Origin of the sequence: Azospirillum griseum (assembly GCF_003966125.1) — a bacterium.
Taxonomy (GTDB): Bacteria; Pseudomonadota; Alphaproteobacteria; order Azospirillales; family Azospirillaceae; genus Azospirillum; species Azospirillum griseum.
Window position 1 is genome coordinate 54,739 of record NZ_RXMA01000020.1, and the last position, 14,760, is coordinate 69,498.

Annotated in this window: 15 protein-coding genes; 7 read left to right on the forward strand and 8 right to left on the reverse strand. The window is 67.2% G+C overall.

Translation table 11 applies throughout. The features are described 5' to 3' along the window. Positions 1–68: 68 nt before the first annotated feature. The gene (locus EJ903_RS18635) at positions 69–668 is read right to left on the reverse strand and encodes an isochorismatase family protein (protein WP_126618253.1); all 600 of its coding nucleotides are present in this window, start codon (positions 666–668) and stop codon (positions 69–71) included. A 129-nt stretch (positions 669–797) separates the two neighbouring features. Between EJ903_RS18635 and EJ903_RS18640 the strand changes: the two genes are divergently transcribed. From EJ903_RS18640 to cimA, 3 genes are all read left to right on the forward strand, one after another. Continuing rightward, positions 798–1,640, forward strand: coding sequence for a LysR family transcriptional regulator (locus EJ903_RS18640; RefSeq protein WP_126618255.1), 843 nt, complete (start codon positions 798–800; stop codon positions 1,638–1,640). A 329-nt stretch (positions 1,641–1,969) separates the two neighbouring features. After that, on the forward strand, positions 1,970–2,749 hold the full coding sequence (locus EJ903_RS18645) for a hypothetical protein (RefSeq protein ID WP_126618257.1): 780 nt from the start codon (positions 1,970–1,972) through the stop codon (positions 2,747–2,749). A 204-nt stretch (positions 2,750–2,953) separates the two neighbouring features. After that, positions 2,954–4,570, forward strand: a complete 1,617-nt coding sequence (cimA, locus tag EJ903_RS18650) for a citramalate synthase (protein WP_126618259.1) — start codon at positions 2,954–2,956, stop codon at positions 4,568–4,570. On the opposite strand, the gene EJ903_RS18655 is transcribed toward cimA, so the two are convergent. Both EJ903_RS18655 and cobS read right to left on the reverse strand, forming a co-directional pair. Further along, the gene (locus tag EJ903_RS18655; protein ID WP_246015736.1) at positions 4,521–5,222 is read right to left on the reverse strand and encodes a histidine phosphatase family protein; all 702 of its coding nucleotides are present in this window, start codon (positions 5,220–5,222) and stop codon (positions 4,521–4,523) included. The two genes, cimA and EJ903_RS18655, sit on opposite strands and share 50 nt — an antisense overlap. After that, positions 5,219–6,025 carry an adenosylcobinamide-GDP ribazoletransferase gene (cobS, locus tag EJ903_RS18660; RefSeq protein ID WP_126618261.1) on the reverse strand — a complete coding sequence of 269 codons (807 nt, stop codon included), beginning with the start codon at positions 6,023–6,025 and terminating at the stop codon, positions 5,219–5,221. Before cobS ends, EJ903_RS18655 begins: the two co-directional genes overlap by 4 nt. A gap of 259 nt (positions 6,026–6,284) precedes the next feature. Here cobS and EJ903_RS18665 point away from each other — a divergent pair, with 259 nt between their 5' ends. Continuing rightward, entirely contained in the window at positions 6,285–7,076 is a 792-nt protein-coding gene (locus EJ903_RS18665; RefSeq protein ID WP_126618263.1) for an HNH endonuclease family protein, read from the forward strand. A gap of 87 nt (positions 7,077–7,163) precedes the next feature. Then, positions 7,164–8,192 carry a nicotinate-nucleotide--dimethylbenzimidazole phosphoribosyltransferase gene (cobT, locus tag EJ903_RS18670; protein WP_126618265.1) on the forward strand — a complete coding sequence of 343 codons (1,029 nt, stop codon included), beginning with the start codon at positions 7,164–7,166 and terminating at the stop codon, positions 8,190–8,192. A gap of 53 nt (positions 8,193–8,245) precedes the next feature. Here the strand turns inward: cobT and EJ903_RS18675 are convergent, their stop codons facing one another. The 5 genes from EJ903_RS18675 to EJ903_RS18695 all read right to left on the reverse strand — a co-directional run bounded on the left by EJ903_RS18675 (position 8,246) and on the right by EJ903_RS18695 (position 12,597). Further along, on the reverse strand, positions 8,246–9,130 hold the full coding sequence (locus EJ903_RS18675; protein ID WP_126618267.1) for a TrmH family RNA methyltransferase: 885 nt from the start codon (positions 9,128–9,130) through the stop codon (positions 8,246–8,248). 21 nt (positions 9,131–9,151) lie between these two features. Then, positions 9,152–9,730 carry a YqaA family protein gene (locus tag EJ903_RS18680; protein WP_126618269.1) on the reverse strand — a complete coding sequence of 193 codons (579 nt, stop codon included), beginning with the start codon at positions 9,728–9,730 and terminating at the stop codon, positions 9,152–9,154. A 161-nt stretch (positions 9,731–9,891) separates the two neighbouring features. After that, complete coding sequence (locus tag EJ903_RS18685; RefSeq protein ID WP_126618271.1) at positions 9,892–10,467, reverse strand: YgjV family protein; 576 nt, start codon at positions 10,465–10,467, stop codon at positions 9,892–9,894. A gap of 312 nt (positions 10,468–10,779) precedes the next feature. Next, positions 10,780–11,187, reverse strand: coding sequence for a winged helix-turn-helix domain-containing protein (locus EJ903_RS18690; RefSeq protein ID WP_126618273.1), 408 nt, complete (start codon positions 11,185–11,187; stop codon positions 10,780–10,782). Positions 11,188–11,274: 87 nt separating this feature from the next. Next, positions 11,275–12,597: a ligand-gated ion channel gene (locus EJ903_RS18695; RefSeq protein WP_126618275.1), complete on the reverse strand. Its 1,323-nt coding sequence runs from the start codon at positions 12,595–12,597 to the stop codon at positions 11,275–11,277. Between the two features lie 349 nt (positions 12,598–12,946). On the opposite strand from EJ903_RS18695, the gene ykgO reads away from it, so the two are divergent. Together ykgO and EJ903_RS18705 are read left to right on the forward strand one after the other, a co-directional pair. Next, a complete protein-coding gene (gene ykgO, locus EJ903_RS18700; RefSeq protein ID WP_012973122.1) occupies positions 12,947–13,072 on the forward strand; it encodes a type B 50S ribosomal protein L36 in 126 nt (41 codons plus the stop codon). Positions 13,073–13,264: 192 nt separating this feature from the next. After that, a complete protein-coding gene (locus EJ903_RS18705) occupies positions 13,265–14,752 on the forward strand; it encodes an FAD-linked oxidase C-terminal domain-containing protein (RefSeq protein ID WP_126618277.1) in 1,488 nt (495 codons plus the stop codon). Positions 14,753–14,760: the final 8 nt, after the last annotated feature.

The following is a 14,760-nucleotide window of genomic DNA, read 5'->3' on the forward strand; positions in this document are numbered from 1 at the left end:
GCGTTCGTTTTGCCTGGGTTCGTTTTGCCTGGGTTCGTTTTGCTTGGGAGACGGCGGGTTGCCGTGGGTTACGCCCAGGCCCCGGCGTCCGCCACCACCACGGCCTGCGTGTCGCTCAGGCTGGTCAGCACGGCGCGCTGAAGCTCCGCCGCCGTCACCACGCCGCCCCGGCCATCGGGCAGGTCGCGGGTGGCGGTCGCCGCCTCCACCACCGTCACCCGCCATCCGCGATCATTGGCCCCGCGCACGGTGCTGCTGACGCAATTGTGCGTCATGAATCCGGCGATGATGAGTTCGCGGCGGCCGGTGGCCCGCGCCACCTCCTCCAGCGTCGTGCCGGTGAAGCTGTTGGCTTTCGACTTGACCACCACCGTTTCGCCCTCCACCGGGGCGACGGCGGGGATGATCGCCGCGAACGGACCGTCGGGGTTGAAGATCGGGCTGCCCGGCAGGCTGTGATGAACGACATGGACGACCGGGACCGCGTGGGCGCGGGCCAGCGCCAGCAGGGCGGCGGCCTGCTCCACCGCCGCGTCCACCCCGACCAGCGGCAGCGCGCCGTCGGTGTATTCGCGCTGAAGGTCGATCAGCACCAGAACGGCGGCGTCGAGCGGGCTGGGGGTCAGCGGCGCGCCCGCCATGCTCAGGATCGTCCGGGCTTCGGTCATCGGATGGGGCCTTTCTGAAAGGATTGTTGGTGTCGGGGTGATCCTGCCCGGTTCAGGATCGAACGGACATCCGCTAAGATCGGTCGCTCACTGTTCAAAAATGAACAGTCGCAGGGTGGGGAAGCGGCGATGGATTGGGACGATCTGCGGGTGTTTCTGGAGGTGGCGCGCGGCGGCAGCCTGTCGGCGGCGGCGCGGACCCTGCGCCTCAGCCACGCCACCGTCGGGCGGCGGCTGGCCGCGCTGGAGGCGGGCTTGGGCCGGACCCTGATGGAACGCCGCCCCGACGGCCACCGCCTGACCGACGACGGCGAGGCGGTGCGCGCGCTGGCCGAGGCGATGGACGAACGGGCGCAGGCCATCCTGCGGCGGGAGGGTGCCGGTGGCGGCCTGAGCGGGACCGTGCGGGTGACGATGACGCAGGCGATGGCCGACCGTTTCCTGGTCCCCCGGCTGGGGTCGCTCCGCGCCGCCCATCCCGACCTGGATCTGGAGATCATCACCGACAACCGGACCCTTAGCCTCGCCCGGCGCGAAGCCGACCTGGCGATCCGTCTGGCCCGGCCGCGCCAGGGGGAGTTGATCGGGCGGCGGCTGGCGACGCTGGGCTATGGCCTCTACACCATCCCCGGCGCGCCCGACACACTGATCGGCTATGACGAAACCCTGGCCGATCTGCCCGAAGCGCAATGGCTGGCTCAGCATGGCGGCGGTCGGCGGATGGGCTTCCGCGCCAACAGCGTGTTGGGCCAATTGGCCGCCACGCTGGCGGGATTCGGCATCGCCTTCCTGCCCTGCCTGCTGGCGGCGGGCGAACCCGGCCTGATCCGCCTGCCGCTGCCCGGCCCGCCGTTGACTCGTGAAGCCTGGCTGCTGGTCCACCGCGACCGCAAGGACGTCCCGCGCGTCCGCGCCGTCCTCGACCACATCGCCACCGTCTTCGCCCGCGACCGGGCGCTGTTGGAAGGGTGAGGGAAGATTAATGCATTGAATAGGAATTCAAAGGGTTTCGATTGAGAGGATGATTTTCCTATGGTTGCAATTGTTCTTGCCGCCATTGATTGCCCTTAATACTATCCTTCTGGGAAGGTGGGGGGATTTAGGAATAAGATTTACAGGAAATTAACTGCGTCATTTTTGCTTTAGATAGTATTATGCGTTGCTCCCGCTATTAATATTGGATTTTGATTCTAGAGTGTAGATCTAGTAAGAATCTAATTGATTGATGCACAAATAGTTTTGCATAGTGCTCAGGTAATTCAACAGATTTTGAATCGTGCTTCGCTGATCTGGAGAACATTATGGACATGGCTGCTGTCGGTTCTGCTCTTAAAGATGCAATCTCTGTGGCAAGAGATGGAGTTGATGTTGTTGCTAATATACTTAGGGTTGGTAGAAATATTCCTGGGTTAATACCAGAAAACTTAATTAATAGAATCGGAGGGGGAGGAGAAATAGATACACATGAAGCTGGAGTAAGTTTTGCTGACACATTGGCAATGGATTCTTATACATTTTTATTAAGAGCCGGCTGGAAGTTTTCTCTTCCTGCCGATTATAGCGTTGTTGATATGGCTATACTTAAATCCAATGTCTGGGATTGGACTTATGCAATGTGTCCACCTGGAAGTCGACATTTGACCGAGGAGACCCGATCAGGGCTAAAGGAGCAATACTGCGATCAAGAAAACAAAAAGATTGTCAAAGGTGGAGTCAATACAAGTGCGCTAAGATTCCTTTGGAGCCCGCTTTCCATTGACTATAATGTTAATTCCGCAGAATTTGATGCAGTATATATTGTTGGGACAATATTAACTGATAAAAAATTCGCCGATATTAACAAATATTCAAAAGTTGTGTTTAGCCCAAGAATCGCACTGATGGTCTCAAAGAATGTTGTAACTCCTGTCCGCGACTACGCAAATGTTGCATCTATATTTGGCGGATTAATGAATGTAATTGATAAAGATAGCAGAGATTCCGGAAGAACCGCACCTGGATTTTGCTATGACGGGGAACCAAAAACAATTGAGGAAAGAATGCTAAGTATAGAGACGCAGGCTCTATTAGGTATACGCTGAGATAAAATGTATAGTGAGTTTTCATCTTGTATGTGCGGTCCAATTAATATTTTTTATTGAGACTGAACTCCGTTGCCAAGCGGGGGAGGAATTCGCACGTTTCTTATCAAAAGCGTTGAGCCGGACCGGCGCATCGTCCATTCTCCGGCCTTTCCGAGGGGGCCGAGGCGGCTCCCGTGATTCCATCGGTCAGGTCAGGCGGCGATGACGGGCGAACGCATTTATCTGTACGACACCACCCTGCGCGACGGGGCGCAGACCCAGGACGTGGATTTCTCGGTCACGGACAAGATCGCGATTGCGCAGGATCTCGACCGGTTGGGTGTCGATTACGTCGAAGGCGGTTGGCCCGGCGCCAACCCCACCGACGACCAGTTTTTCGCCGAGGCCCCGGAGCTGACCCGCGCCACCTTCACCGCTTTTGGCATGACCCGGCGTCCGGGCCGCAGCGCGGCCAACGACCCGCAGCTGACCGCCCTGGTGCAGTCGCGCGCCAAGGCCGTCTGCATGGTCGGCAAGACGTGGGATTTCCACGTCGATGTCGCGTTGGGCATCCCGCGCGACGAGAATCTGGAGCTGATCCGCGACAGCGTCGCCGCCCTCCACGCCGCCAAGGGCGAAGCGCTGTTCGACGCCGAGCATTTCTTTGACGGTTACAAGCGCAACCCGGCCTACGCCGTCCAATGCATCCGCGCCGCGTTCGAGGCGGGGGCGCGCTGGATCGTGCTGTGCGACACCAACGGCGGGACTCTGCCGCACGAGATCGACGCCATCGTCCGCGCCGTGATCGCCGAGCATGGCATCCCCGGCGACCGGCTGGGCATCCATTGCCACAACGACACCGAAAACGCGGTCGCCAACTCGCTGGCCGCCGTGCGGGCGGGGGCGCGCATGGTGCAGGGGACCATCAACGGTCTGGGCGAGCGCTGTGGCAACGCCAACCTCGTGTCCCTGATCCCGTCGCTGATGCTGAAAATGGGCTTCGAAACCGGCATCAAGCCGGAGGATTTGCCCCGTCTGACCCAGTTGAGCCGCTCCTTTGACGAGCGGTTGAACCGCGCGCCCAACCGCCACGCCCCCTATGTCGGGGCCAGCGCCTTCGCCCACAAGGGCGGGCTGCATGTGTCGGCGGTGGAGAAGGACCCGGCCTCCTACGAGCATGTCACGCCGGAGGCCATCGGCAACCGGCGGCAGATCGTCATGTCCGATCAGGCCGGGCGCTCCAACATCATCGCCCGCCTGCGCGACATCGGGCTGGACATCGACCCCAAGGACGAGCGGCTGGCCCGCCTGCTCGATCTGGTCAAGCAGCGCGACGGTGACGGCTACGCCTATGACACCGCCGAGGCCAGCTTTGAACTGCTGGTCCGCCGCGAGCTGGACGGCGTGCCGCGCTTCTTCGAGCTGCTGCGCTTCCACGTCACCGACGAACGCCGCTACAACGCGGTCGGCAAGCTGGTGGTGGAATCCGAAGCGGTGGTGCGCGTGCGCGTCGGCAACGAAATCCGGTTGGAGGTCGCCGATGGCAACGGCCCGGTGCACGCGCTCGACGTCGCCATGCGCAAGGCGCTGGAGCCGGTCTATCCGGCGCTGAAGGGCGTCAGCCTGTCCGATTACCGCGTCCGCATCCTGGCGGCCAAGGAAGGGACCGGGGCGATGCCGCGCGTGCTGATCCGCTCCACCGAACGCGACGGCAGCGAAATGTCCACGCTGGGCGTGTCCACCAACATCATCGAGGCGTCGATGGAGGCGCTGGTGGACAGCTATGTGTTCACCCTGCTGAAGAGCGGGGCGGCCCCGGTGGCGCGAAGCGCTGGTTGACGCACCCGACCGACCAGGAGCCGTGGTCCGCGCGGCCCCCGGTTGGGGCGTGGTGGTCGATCCGGGTCAGCGACCAGTGATCCACCCGCAGCCGCAGCGCGGCGGCGGGGGACAGGTCGAGCGCCAATGCCACCGCCGCGCGGATCGGCCCGCCATGCACCACCGCCACCAGATCGCGCCCGGCGTGGGCGGCGGTCCACCGGGTCAACGCCCCGGCCACCCGGATTGACAGGGCGCTGAAGCTCTCGCCGCCCGGCGGGGCGTTGGTCGCCGGGTCGGCCCAGAAGCGCGCGGCGGCGTCGGGATCGGCGGCGGCGATGGCGTCGTGCGTTTGCCCCTCCCACATGCCGAAATCCTGTTCGGCCAAATCCTGTTCGGCCAAGTCGGGTTCCGTTCCATCAGCGGCGCGCGGCGGGATGCTCTCAGGCCGAAGCGCCCGCGCGGTCTGGCGGCTGCGGCGCAGCGGGCTGGTCAGCCACAGCGCCCCGGTGGGCAGTGCCCCGGCCAGGGCCTGCGCGGTCGCGGCATCGCCGGTGTCGGCCGCCGCGTCGGTCGATCCGATGATGACGCCCGCCGGGTTAACAACAGGGGCGTGGCGGATCAGCCACCAGCGGGTTGTCACCCACTCGGTTGTCACCCTCTTCACGCTCACGCCCCCGTCATCCAGGCGGTCAGGGTCAGCAGGGCGGCGATCTCCGCCACCTGCTGGGCCGCGCCGAACACGTCGCCGGTGTGGCCGCCGATCTGCCGCCGGGCCAGCGCGCCCATCAGCGCCGTCGCCCCGGCGGCGGCCAGCGCGGCGGGCAGAGCGAGCCAACCCACGCCAACAAAGGCCACCCCCAACCCCAGCCCGGCGGCCAGACGCACGGTGGCGCGCGCCGGAGTCCCTTGCGCGGCGGCCAGACCATCGCGGCGGGCGGGGGGCAGATGGGCGGCCAGCGCCGCCAGCCCGGCCCGCGACAGCGCCCCCGCCGCGACCAGCGCGGCAATGGCCGTCCCACCGCCCGCCGCCAGCAGCGCGGCGATGGCCGCCGCCCGCAGCCCGACCGAGAAGACCAGCGCCAGCACGCCATAGCTGCCGACCCGGCTGTCGCGCATGATCTCCAGCTTGCGCGCGGTGTCGCGCCCGCCGCCGAAGCCGTCGGCGACGTCGGCCCCGCCATCCTCGTGCAGCCCGCCGGTCACGGCCACCATCGCCGCCAACCCAAGCAGCGCGGCGGCCAGCGGCGGCAGATGCGCCAGCCCGGCCAGCGCGGCGATCCCCCCGCCGATCCCCCCGACCAGCCCGCCGGCCAGCGGAAACCAGCCCATGGCCCGCGCCGCCGCCCCATCGGCCAGCGGCCCGGCGATGGGCAGCGGCAGGCGGGTGAGGAAGACCAGCGCCAGCGCGGCGTCCTGCCGATGCTGGGCCAGGGACACGGGCGGGACGAAGCGGGGCGGACGGGGCGTGTTCATGGCAACCGACCTACCCCCAACCGGCGCAAACGGCAATGGGTCCGGTGTGGGTTGCGCGGGTGTGGGGGCGATTGGCGCTTGACCCTGGTTATCCACATTGCTGTGGATAATTTTGTGCATAATCCTGTTGAACCACCGGCACCGCCTGTCCGAAACCGTCACAATCGCCGCCGTCCCGGATTCGCGGCCCCGCCACGCTGTTGAGCTTTCATGGTGGCTGGGTCATAGATCGGGGTGTGTTGGCCTCCTGGGGATAAGCATGACCGGACGATGGACCGCCACAGGCCGCCCACGCCGTTCCATCCTGTTGCGGCTCCTGCTGGTCATTCTGATCGCGCTGGCGCTGGCGGTGCTGGCCGAGCGGGTCGGGCTGTTGCCGGCGGGCAGCGTCGAAGCGGTGCTGGGGCAGGAAACCAAGCGCCACCGTTCCACCCGCGCGCCCTCCACCGCCGTGGCGGTGGCCCCGCCCGCCGTTGCCCGCCCGACCGACCGCATCGACGTCGACCACACGCAACGCCTGCTCGACGCCATCCGGGTGGAGCCGGAGAAGCGGCGCGGCTACGCGCGGGAGGATTGGCCGCATTGGCTTTCCACCGACCATTCCTGCCTGAACACCCGCGAACGGGTGCTGATCCGCGATTCGGTCAGCCCGGCGAAGCTGTCGGCGGACGGCTGCACCGTGCGCAAGGGCGAGTGGATCGACCCCTACACCGGGGAGCGGATCACCAACCCCAAGGACATCGACATCGACCACCGGGTGCCGTTGGAGGAAGCCTATGGCAGCGGCGGCCACGGCTGGACCCGCGAGCGGCGCGCGGCCTACGCCAACGATCTGACCGACCCGCGCACCCTGTTGGCGGTCAGCGCCTCGGCAAACCGGGCCAAGGGGGCGAAGGGGCCGGAAGAGTGGTTGCCGCCCAAGCGTGACGGGGTTTGCCTGTACGTCGCCGAATGGATCGCGGTGAAGGCGCGCTGGTCGCTGAGCATGGACGAGCGCGAGCGCGTGACCGTCGGCAACATCCTGTCCGACTGCCGCCCGTCCGCCCGCTGACGCTTTGGCCTTTGGACGCTTTGACTTGGGGGGCGGATGGGTGCAAGGTCGCGCCGAATTTCCGTGCCTTTGTCAGGACCAAACCCCATGAGCAGCCCGCAGCCCGCCGTCACCTTCGAGGAAATCCGCGCCCTCATCCGCAATCTGCCGGGGCCGGATCTCGACGCCGCCACCGCCGCCATGCAGCGCGAACGGCAGCTCACCAAACCGGCGGGGGCGCTGGGGCGGCTGGAGGAGCTGGCGCAGTGGGTCGCCACCTGGCAGGGCCAGCACCCGCCGGAGATCCGCCGCCCGCGCGTGGCGGTGTTCGCCGGAAACCACGGGGTGGCAGCGCGCGGCGTTTCGGCCTATCCGGCGGCGGTGACGGCGCAGATGGTCGCCAATTTCCAGAACGGCGGGGCCGCCGTGAACCAGCTCTGCGAGTCGGCGGACGCCGATCTGCGCGTGTATGAACTGGATCTGGAAAACCCGACCGCCGATTTCACCCAAGGCCCGGCGATGGGCGAGGAGGAATGCTGCCGCACCATGGCCTATGGCATGATGGCGGTGGAAATGGGCGTGCAGTTGATGGCGCTGGGCGAGATGGGGATCGGCAATTCGACCGCCGCCGCCGCGCTGTGTCTGGCCCTGTTCGGTGGCGAGGCCGCCGACTGGACCGGGCGCGGCACCGGGGTGGACGACGAGGGGCTGGCCCGCAAGATCGCGGCGGTGGAGGCCGGTGTCGCCGCCAACCCGCAGGCCAAGGACGACCCGCTGGAGGCGCTGCGCTGCCTGGGCGGTTACGAGCTGGCGGCCATTGCCGGGGCGATCCTGGCGGCGCGGGTGGCCCGCGTGCCGGTGCTGCTCGACGGCTTCGCCTGCACGGCGGCGGCGGCGGTGCTGTACAAGGCCGACCGCCGGGCGCTCGACCATTGCGTCGTTGCCCACCGGTCGGTCGAGCCGGGCCACACCCGCCTGTTGCAGGCGATCGGCAAGGAACCGCTGCTCGATCTGGGCATGCGGTTGGGCGAAGGCTCCGGGGCCGCGCTCGCCATCACCATCGTCAAGTCGGCGGTCGCCTGCCACACCGGCATGGCCACCTTCGCCGACGCGGGCGTCAGCACCCGCGAAGGCTGACCGTCACCCACAACCAAGGCCCCCGCGCGCGGGAAAAGCGCGCGGGGTGTCGGTCAGCGTTGGGTGGCCAGCGCGTGGATCAGGATGGCGGCGGTGGCGGCGACGTTCAGCGATTGCACCCGCCCGCTGCCGGGAATGGTCAGCACCGCTTCGCAGGCGGCCAGCGTCGCCGGGGCCACGCCCTCTTCCTCGTTGCCCAGGATCACGGCGGGCGGGCGCGGGTCGCGCGCGTCGGCCGCCAGCCCCGCCGTGTCGATGGTCGGTCGGCTGGCGTCCAGCGCGGTGCCGATGATGCGGTGCGTGGCCCGCAGCCGCTTCAGGGCCAGCGGCAGCGGATCGGCGCGCAACAGCTCGACCCATTCGAACCCGCCTTCGGCCACGCGATAGGCGGCCTCCGACGGCAGGGCCTGGCCCGGATGGCCGGAGATCAGCACGCGCGGCAGGCCGAAAAAGGCGGCGGTGCGCAGGATGGCCCCCAGATTGTGCGGGTTGCCCACCCCGTCCAGGATCAGCAGCGGCTCGCGCCAGCGGCGGGCGGCGTCGCTGTCAAAGGCCGCGACCGTGCGCGGGGCCATCAGGGCGACCACGCCGCCGTGCAGCACCGTGCCCGCCACCTTCGCCAGCTCCTCCGCCTCCACCATGCGGTAGGGCTTGCGGGCGGCGGCCATGGTCTTGCAGAACGCACCGACCGCCGGTTTCAGCCGTTCGTCGAAGAACAGCCGCTCCACCCGCTGTGGCGCGTTGGTGAACAGCGCCGACACGGCGGACAGACCGGCGACCCGGAACAGCTTGCGCGAGTCCTCCGGCGCGGAAGGGGCGCTGTGGGGCGTGGCCTTGTGCGGGGCGCTGGTTGCCGGGCCGGGTCGTTGACCGCCGCGCGCGGGCGGCTGGCCGGATGGGGCGCGGGGTGTGCGGGGCGGGCGACCGGAGGGCGGCATGGCGGGGGTCCGAACGGCGGGTCAGATCAGCTTGACGACAAGGAAGCCACCGACTAGCAGCACCGCCACCACGCTGGTGACGAGGGTCAGGCGTTCCTCGATGAAGCGGCGGATCGGCTCGCCAAACACCCGCAGCAGCCCGGCAACCAGAAAGAACCGCATGGCCCGTGACAGGATCGACGCCCCGATGAACACCCAGATGTTGAGCTGCGCCACCCCGGCGGTGATGGTCAGCAGCTTGTAGGGGATTGGCGTCATGCCCTTGATGATGAGGATCTCCGCGCCATAGTCCAAAAAGGTCTGGCGCATCGCCTCGAACTTGTCGGTCAGATGGTAGAAATCGATGACCCAGCGGCCGAGCGTCTCGTACAGGAAATAGCCGATGGCGTAGCCGAAGACGCCGCCCAGCACCGACGCCAGCGTGCAGATCGCCGCCAACCGCCACGCCGCCGCGCGGTTGGCGATGACCATGGGAACCAGCAACAGATCGGGCGGCAGCGGGAAAAAGGAGCTTTCGGCGAAGGACACCCCGGCCAGCCAGGCGGTGGCGTTCTTCGACGCCGCCTTGTCCATCGTCCAGTCATACACACGCTTCAACATCGCTGGGCCGCCCTACGGTCACGGGGATAGGATTATGCGCGTGCGGGGGAAATGCCCCCCGCACGCGCACGCTTGTACCCGCAAGCGGGGCGTTTTCGCCAGTGACCTTGCGTGACGGTGATCTCAGCGCGGCGGTGATCGGCAAGGACGGGGGCGGAGACTCAGGCGGCCAGCGCGGTCGGGGCGTCGTTGCCGTTGATCGCCGCGCGGGCGGCGGCGCGGCGGGCGGCGCAGCGCTCACCAATCAGGCGGGCGATGTTCCCGACGGCGGAGCAGACGTCCGACGCGATGGCGAAGGGCGACATCACAAGGATGTTGTGGCTGATCCAGAACAGCCCGGCCCCCAGCAGGAACAGGCGCATCCGCGTGGTGTTGGATTGCCAGCGGGCGGCGGTGGACAGGCTGATGCCGATGCTCGACAGGGCGGAGGGCAGCCCGGCCCAGGTCGCGGCGGCGACCGCCGCGATGCCGGGCAGGGTGGCGGTGAACAGCAGCGACTGCCAGCGCGACCGCTGTTCCGGCAACGACATCAGCACCTGCGTCACCACCAGCCCGCACAGCGCGGCGGCGGTGTAGGCCCCCAGCAGCACATAATGGGTGATGAACAGCAGGTTGGTGATGGCCTGGCCCCACAGCAGCCCCCGGCGTTGCTTCATCAGCGGCCACAGGCAGGACCCGGCGAAGGCGGCGGCCCCAAAGGCGTCGGCGGCGGTGATGGACAGCGAAGACAGGATCATGGTGGGCAACTCGGACGGCGGATGATCAAAACGGGAGGCGCACGAAACCGCGCCCGGACACGGAGGAACCGGGAAGGGGCAGGGTGCGGGGGATGGGGTGTGTGTCGCCAATCGGCAACGCTGCTGCCCAGCGGCAACAGAACGAAAATCTACGCCGCTCCCCAGCGCCGCACCAGAGAAGCTGCCGTCACGCAGGGCTGCGCGGCGCGCATGGACGAAAACACAAACCTGTCGCAAAAAGGAAAGTGTCGCAAAAAGACAGGTGCGCAGCGCCCCTCCCGCCCAGCCCTCCCGCCCAGTCCTCCCACTTGGTCACGCCGCCGGATCCTCCCCGGCGGGCGTGGCGTCCGTTGCGTCGGCGGGCGGCTCTTCGGGCGGCGCGTCGTCGGTCAGCACGCTGTCCAGCCAGACCAGATGCGGCGCGGCGGCGCGGCGCGCCTCCTCCTGCATCGCGCGGTAGCGGGCGACCACCTCCTGCCCCAGCGGGGTCAGCCCGGCCCCGCCGCCCTCGCGCCCGCCGACGTTGGCGCGCACCACCGGCTCGCGGAAGGCGCTGTTCATGGTTTCCACCAGGAACCAGGCGCGGCGGAAGGTCATGCCCAGCGCCCGCGCGGCGGCGGAGATCGACCCGCAGCGGTCAATCGCCTCCAGCAGCGCGATCTTGCCGGGACCGATGGCCCCCGACGGGTGCAGAAAGCGGACGCGGATGTCGGACGCCATGAATGGACTCGCTGTCGGCGGAACGCGCCATTGGAGCGCGGCCCGCGCCGATCCGTCAATTCCGATCCCGCGAGCGCCGTGCTCCACTCAGGACGCGGCGGCCTGAAGGATCAGCCAGCCATTGACCGCCAGATAGGCGATCATGGTCCCGAACCCCATCGCCGCGTTGAACAGGCGGCTGAGGCGGGGAGAGGATTTGTGCAGCCCCTGCAACACCACCACGGTGAAGGCGGCCAGGAAGATGGACGCGAAGCTGGTGGCCTGGATGCCGTCGGCCAGCGTGAAGCTCGACGCCGGGGGCAGCATGTTGTCCACCACATATTTGTTGCCGATGGCCGCGAACACCGCCGCCGCGCACAGCCCGATGCGCGATCCGCCCATCGATTCGAAATTGAGCGGAAAGGTCAGCATCGCCAGCAGGAAGGCCACGCCGAAGCCGATGAAGGTGCTCAACAGCAACCGCAGCCCGTGGCGCTTCATGGTGATGGTGGCGACCACGCGGGAATAGGCGCTGGTCCCCTGCAGGGTGGGGTCGCCATAGCTGGTGTTGTAGACGACTTCGACGTCGCGGACCGCCAGCCCTTCGATGGTCCAGCCCGGCACCTCGACCGACGAATCGATCCGGCTGTTGGCGCTGTCGGCCAGCAGCTTCACCGCGCTGGCGTCGGACTGCGCGTCCTCCAGAACGATGCTCAACTCCTGCCGGTCAAAGGGGAAATGGGTGATGTTCCACGCCTCTTGGATCGTGGCGTTGTATTTCACCTGCTGCCAGTTCACGCCCTTGCTGGTGTCCAGCCCGGCGAATTTTCCTTGGGAGGTTTTGGCGTTGGTGATTTCGATGGTCTGGGTCGGGGCGTATTTCTCGTCATTGTGCAGGAACCACGCCCAGAAGGTGGTCGTGAAACTGCGCTTGGCCATGTCGAAATCATAAAGCTGGGTGATGAACAGCCCGGTTTTGACGGTGATCGGCCCGGCGGGGGCGGGCGGCTCGCTGGGGGCTGCCGCAGACGCGGGCGCGGCCGTTGGGTCCACGGTCGGGGCCGGTGTTGCGGCTTGTGTGGCGGCTTTTGTGGCGTCTGGCGCGGTGGTGGCCGCCTCTGTGGCGCCAGGGGGCGCCGCCTCGGTGGATGCTGTGGCGGGTGGTGCAGCCGGTGCGGCGGGCGGTTCCGTCGTCGGTTGGGCCACGGGGCTGGCGGTTTCGGTGGCTGTTGGCGCTGCTTCGGTCGGGACCGGTGCGGCGGCGGGTGGGATGACCACCGGCAATGGCGACAGACCCGGTTCGCTTTCTGCCTGGGCTGCGTTGCCCAGGCCAAGAACGGCGGGACCGCCGAGACCAAGAACAAGGGCCAACACCAGCGCCCGCAGCCGGTGCCGCAGGCCAAGGGATGGAAAACGGGGTGCAGTGGCCATGGGATGCCTTTCGGACGGCGGGCATGTCCATGCTTGTCGTGGGGGCGTTGTCCGTCAATCAGGACTTCTCCGGGTCTGTGCCCGAATCGCGGGAATCACGGGGGCGGGGGCGCGGTCCTCGCCGGTTCCGGACATTCCGGTGCGAAGACAAGGCGAGTCCTCGCTTGAATGGATGGAAGTCGCCGCGCTGCCGGTGATGCAACGCCAACAGCGCAACGGCGTGAAATTCCCCTGCGGGATCTTGGCCGACAAATGGAAATTGTGACGAAGCCGGGCGTTGACAGGTGGGGGACGCCGCACTATGGTGCGCGCCTTCGATCGAGCCGCCAGAGCGTCCAGGAACCGTATCATGAAAATCGTCAATTCTCTGAAGTCGATGAAGACGCGTCACAAGGCCTGCCGGGTCATCCGCCGCAAGGGCCGCGTCTACGTCATCAACAAGCAGAACCCGCGTTTCAAGGCCCGTCAGGGCTGATCCGGCTGGGCGGCCTGGGAGGGTCCTCCCCGGTCGCTTCGCAAACGGGTTTCTCGCAAGAGCCGCGCCTTCGGGTGCGGCTCTTGCGTTTTGGGGCGGTTTTTCAGCGTCTTGTGTCCCGGTGCGCGCGGATGGTACGTCTTACGGACGGATTGTCAGCCATGGCCCCGATGACAGGAAGGACGCCCGCCGATGAAGATGCCGGTCCCCGACAGCGGTGTCATCGCCCGCCGCCGCGCCATCGTGGACGCCCTGCGCGCCATCGTCCCCGGCGAGGGGGTGATCATCGACGAGGCCGAGCTGCGCGCCTATGAGTGCGACGGGCTGACCGCCTACCGCCAGCTTCCCCTGGTCGCCGTGCTGCCCGAAACGGTGGAGCAAGTGGCGCGCATCCTGAAGACCTGCCAGGAGATGGGGGTCAAGGTCGTGCCGCGCGGGGCCGGAACCTCGCTGTCCGGCGGGGCGCTGCCGCTGGCCGACGGCGTGCTGCTGGGCATGGGCAAGTTCAAGCGCATCCTGGACATCGATTACGCCAACCGCTGCGTCGTCGTGCAGCCCGGCGTCACCAATCTGGGCATTTCCAACGCGGTGGCGGCGGAGGGCTTTTATTACGCCCCCGACCCCAGCAGCCAGATCGCCTGCACCATCGGCGGCAACATCGCCGAAAATTCCGGTGGCGTGCATTGCCTGAAATACGGCCTGACCACCAACAATGTGTTGGGGGTGGAACTGGTGCTGATGGACGGGACCATCGTCCGGCTGGGCGGCAAGCATCTGGACGCGGGCGGCTATGACCTGATGGGGGTTGTCACCGGGTCCGAAGGGCTGCTGGGCGTCGTCACCGAAGTCACCGTCCGGATCCTGAAAAAACCCGCCACGGCGCGGGCGGTGCTGATCGGCTTTCCCACCAGCGAACAGGGGGGCGATTGCGTCGCCGCCATCATCGCGGCGGGCATCATCCCCGGCGGGATGGAGATGATGGACCGCCCGGCCATCCACGCCGCCGAAGCCTTCGTCCACGCCGGATACCCGCTGGACGTCGAGGCGCTGCTGATCGTCGAGCTGGACGGCCCGGCGGCGGAGGTCGATCACCTGATCGGGCGCGTCGCCGCCATCGCCGCCGACAAGGGGGCCGTCTGCACCCGCGTTTCAACCTCCGAAGAGGAGCGTTTGGCCTTTTGGGCCGGGCGCAAGGCCGCCTTCCCGGCGGTGGGGCGCATCAGCCCCGATTACTACTGCATGGACGGGACCATCCCGCGCAAGGCGCTGCCCCTGGTGCTGACGCGGATGACGGAGCTGTCGGCGCGCTATGGCCTGCGCGTGGCCAACGTCTTCCACGCCGGTGACGGCAATCTCCACCCACTCATCCTGTACGACGCCAACCAGCCGGGCGAACTGGAGCGCGCCGAGTCCTTCGGCAACGACATCCTGCGCCTGTGCGTCGAGGTCGGCGGCGTGCTGACCGGCGAACACGGCGTCGGGGTGGAAAAGCGCGACCTGATGACCGACCAGTTCGACGCGGCGGATCTGGAGCAGCAGCAGCGGCTGAAATGCGCCTTCGATCCCGATGGCCTGCTCAACCCCGGCAAGGTCTTTCCCACCCTGCACCGCTGCGCCGAGCTGGGGCGTCTGCACGTCCACAAGGGCGAGCTGCGCTTTCCCGACATCCCGCGTTTTTGAAAGGCGCT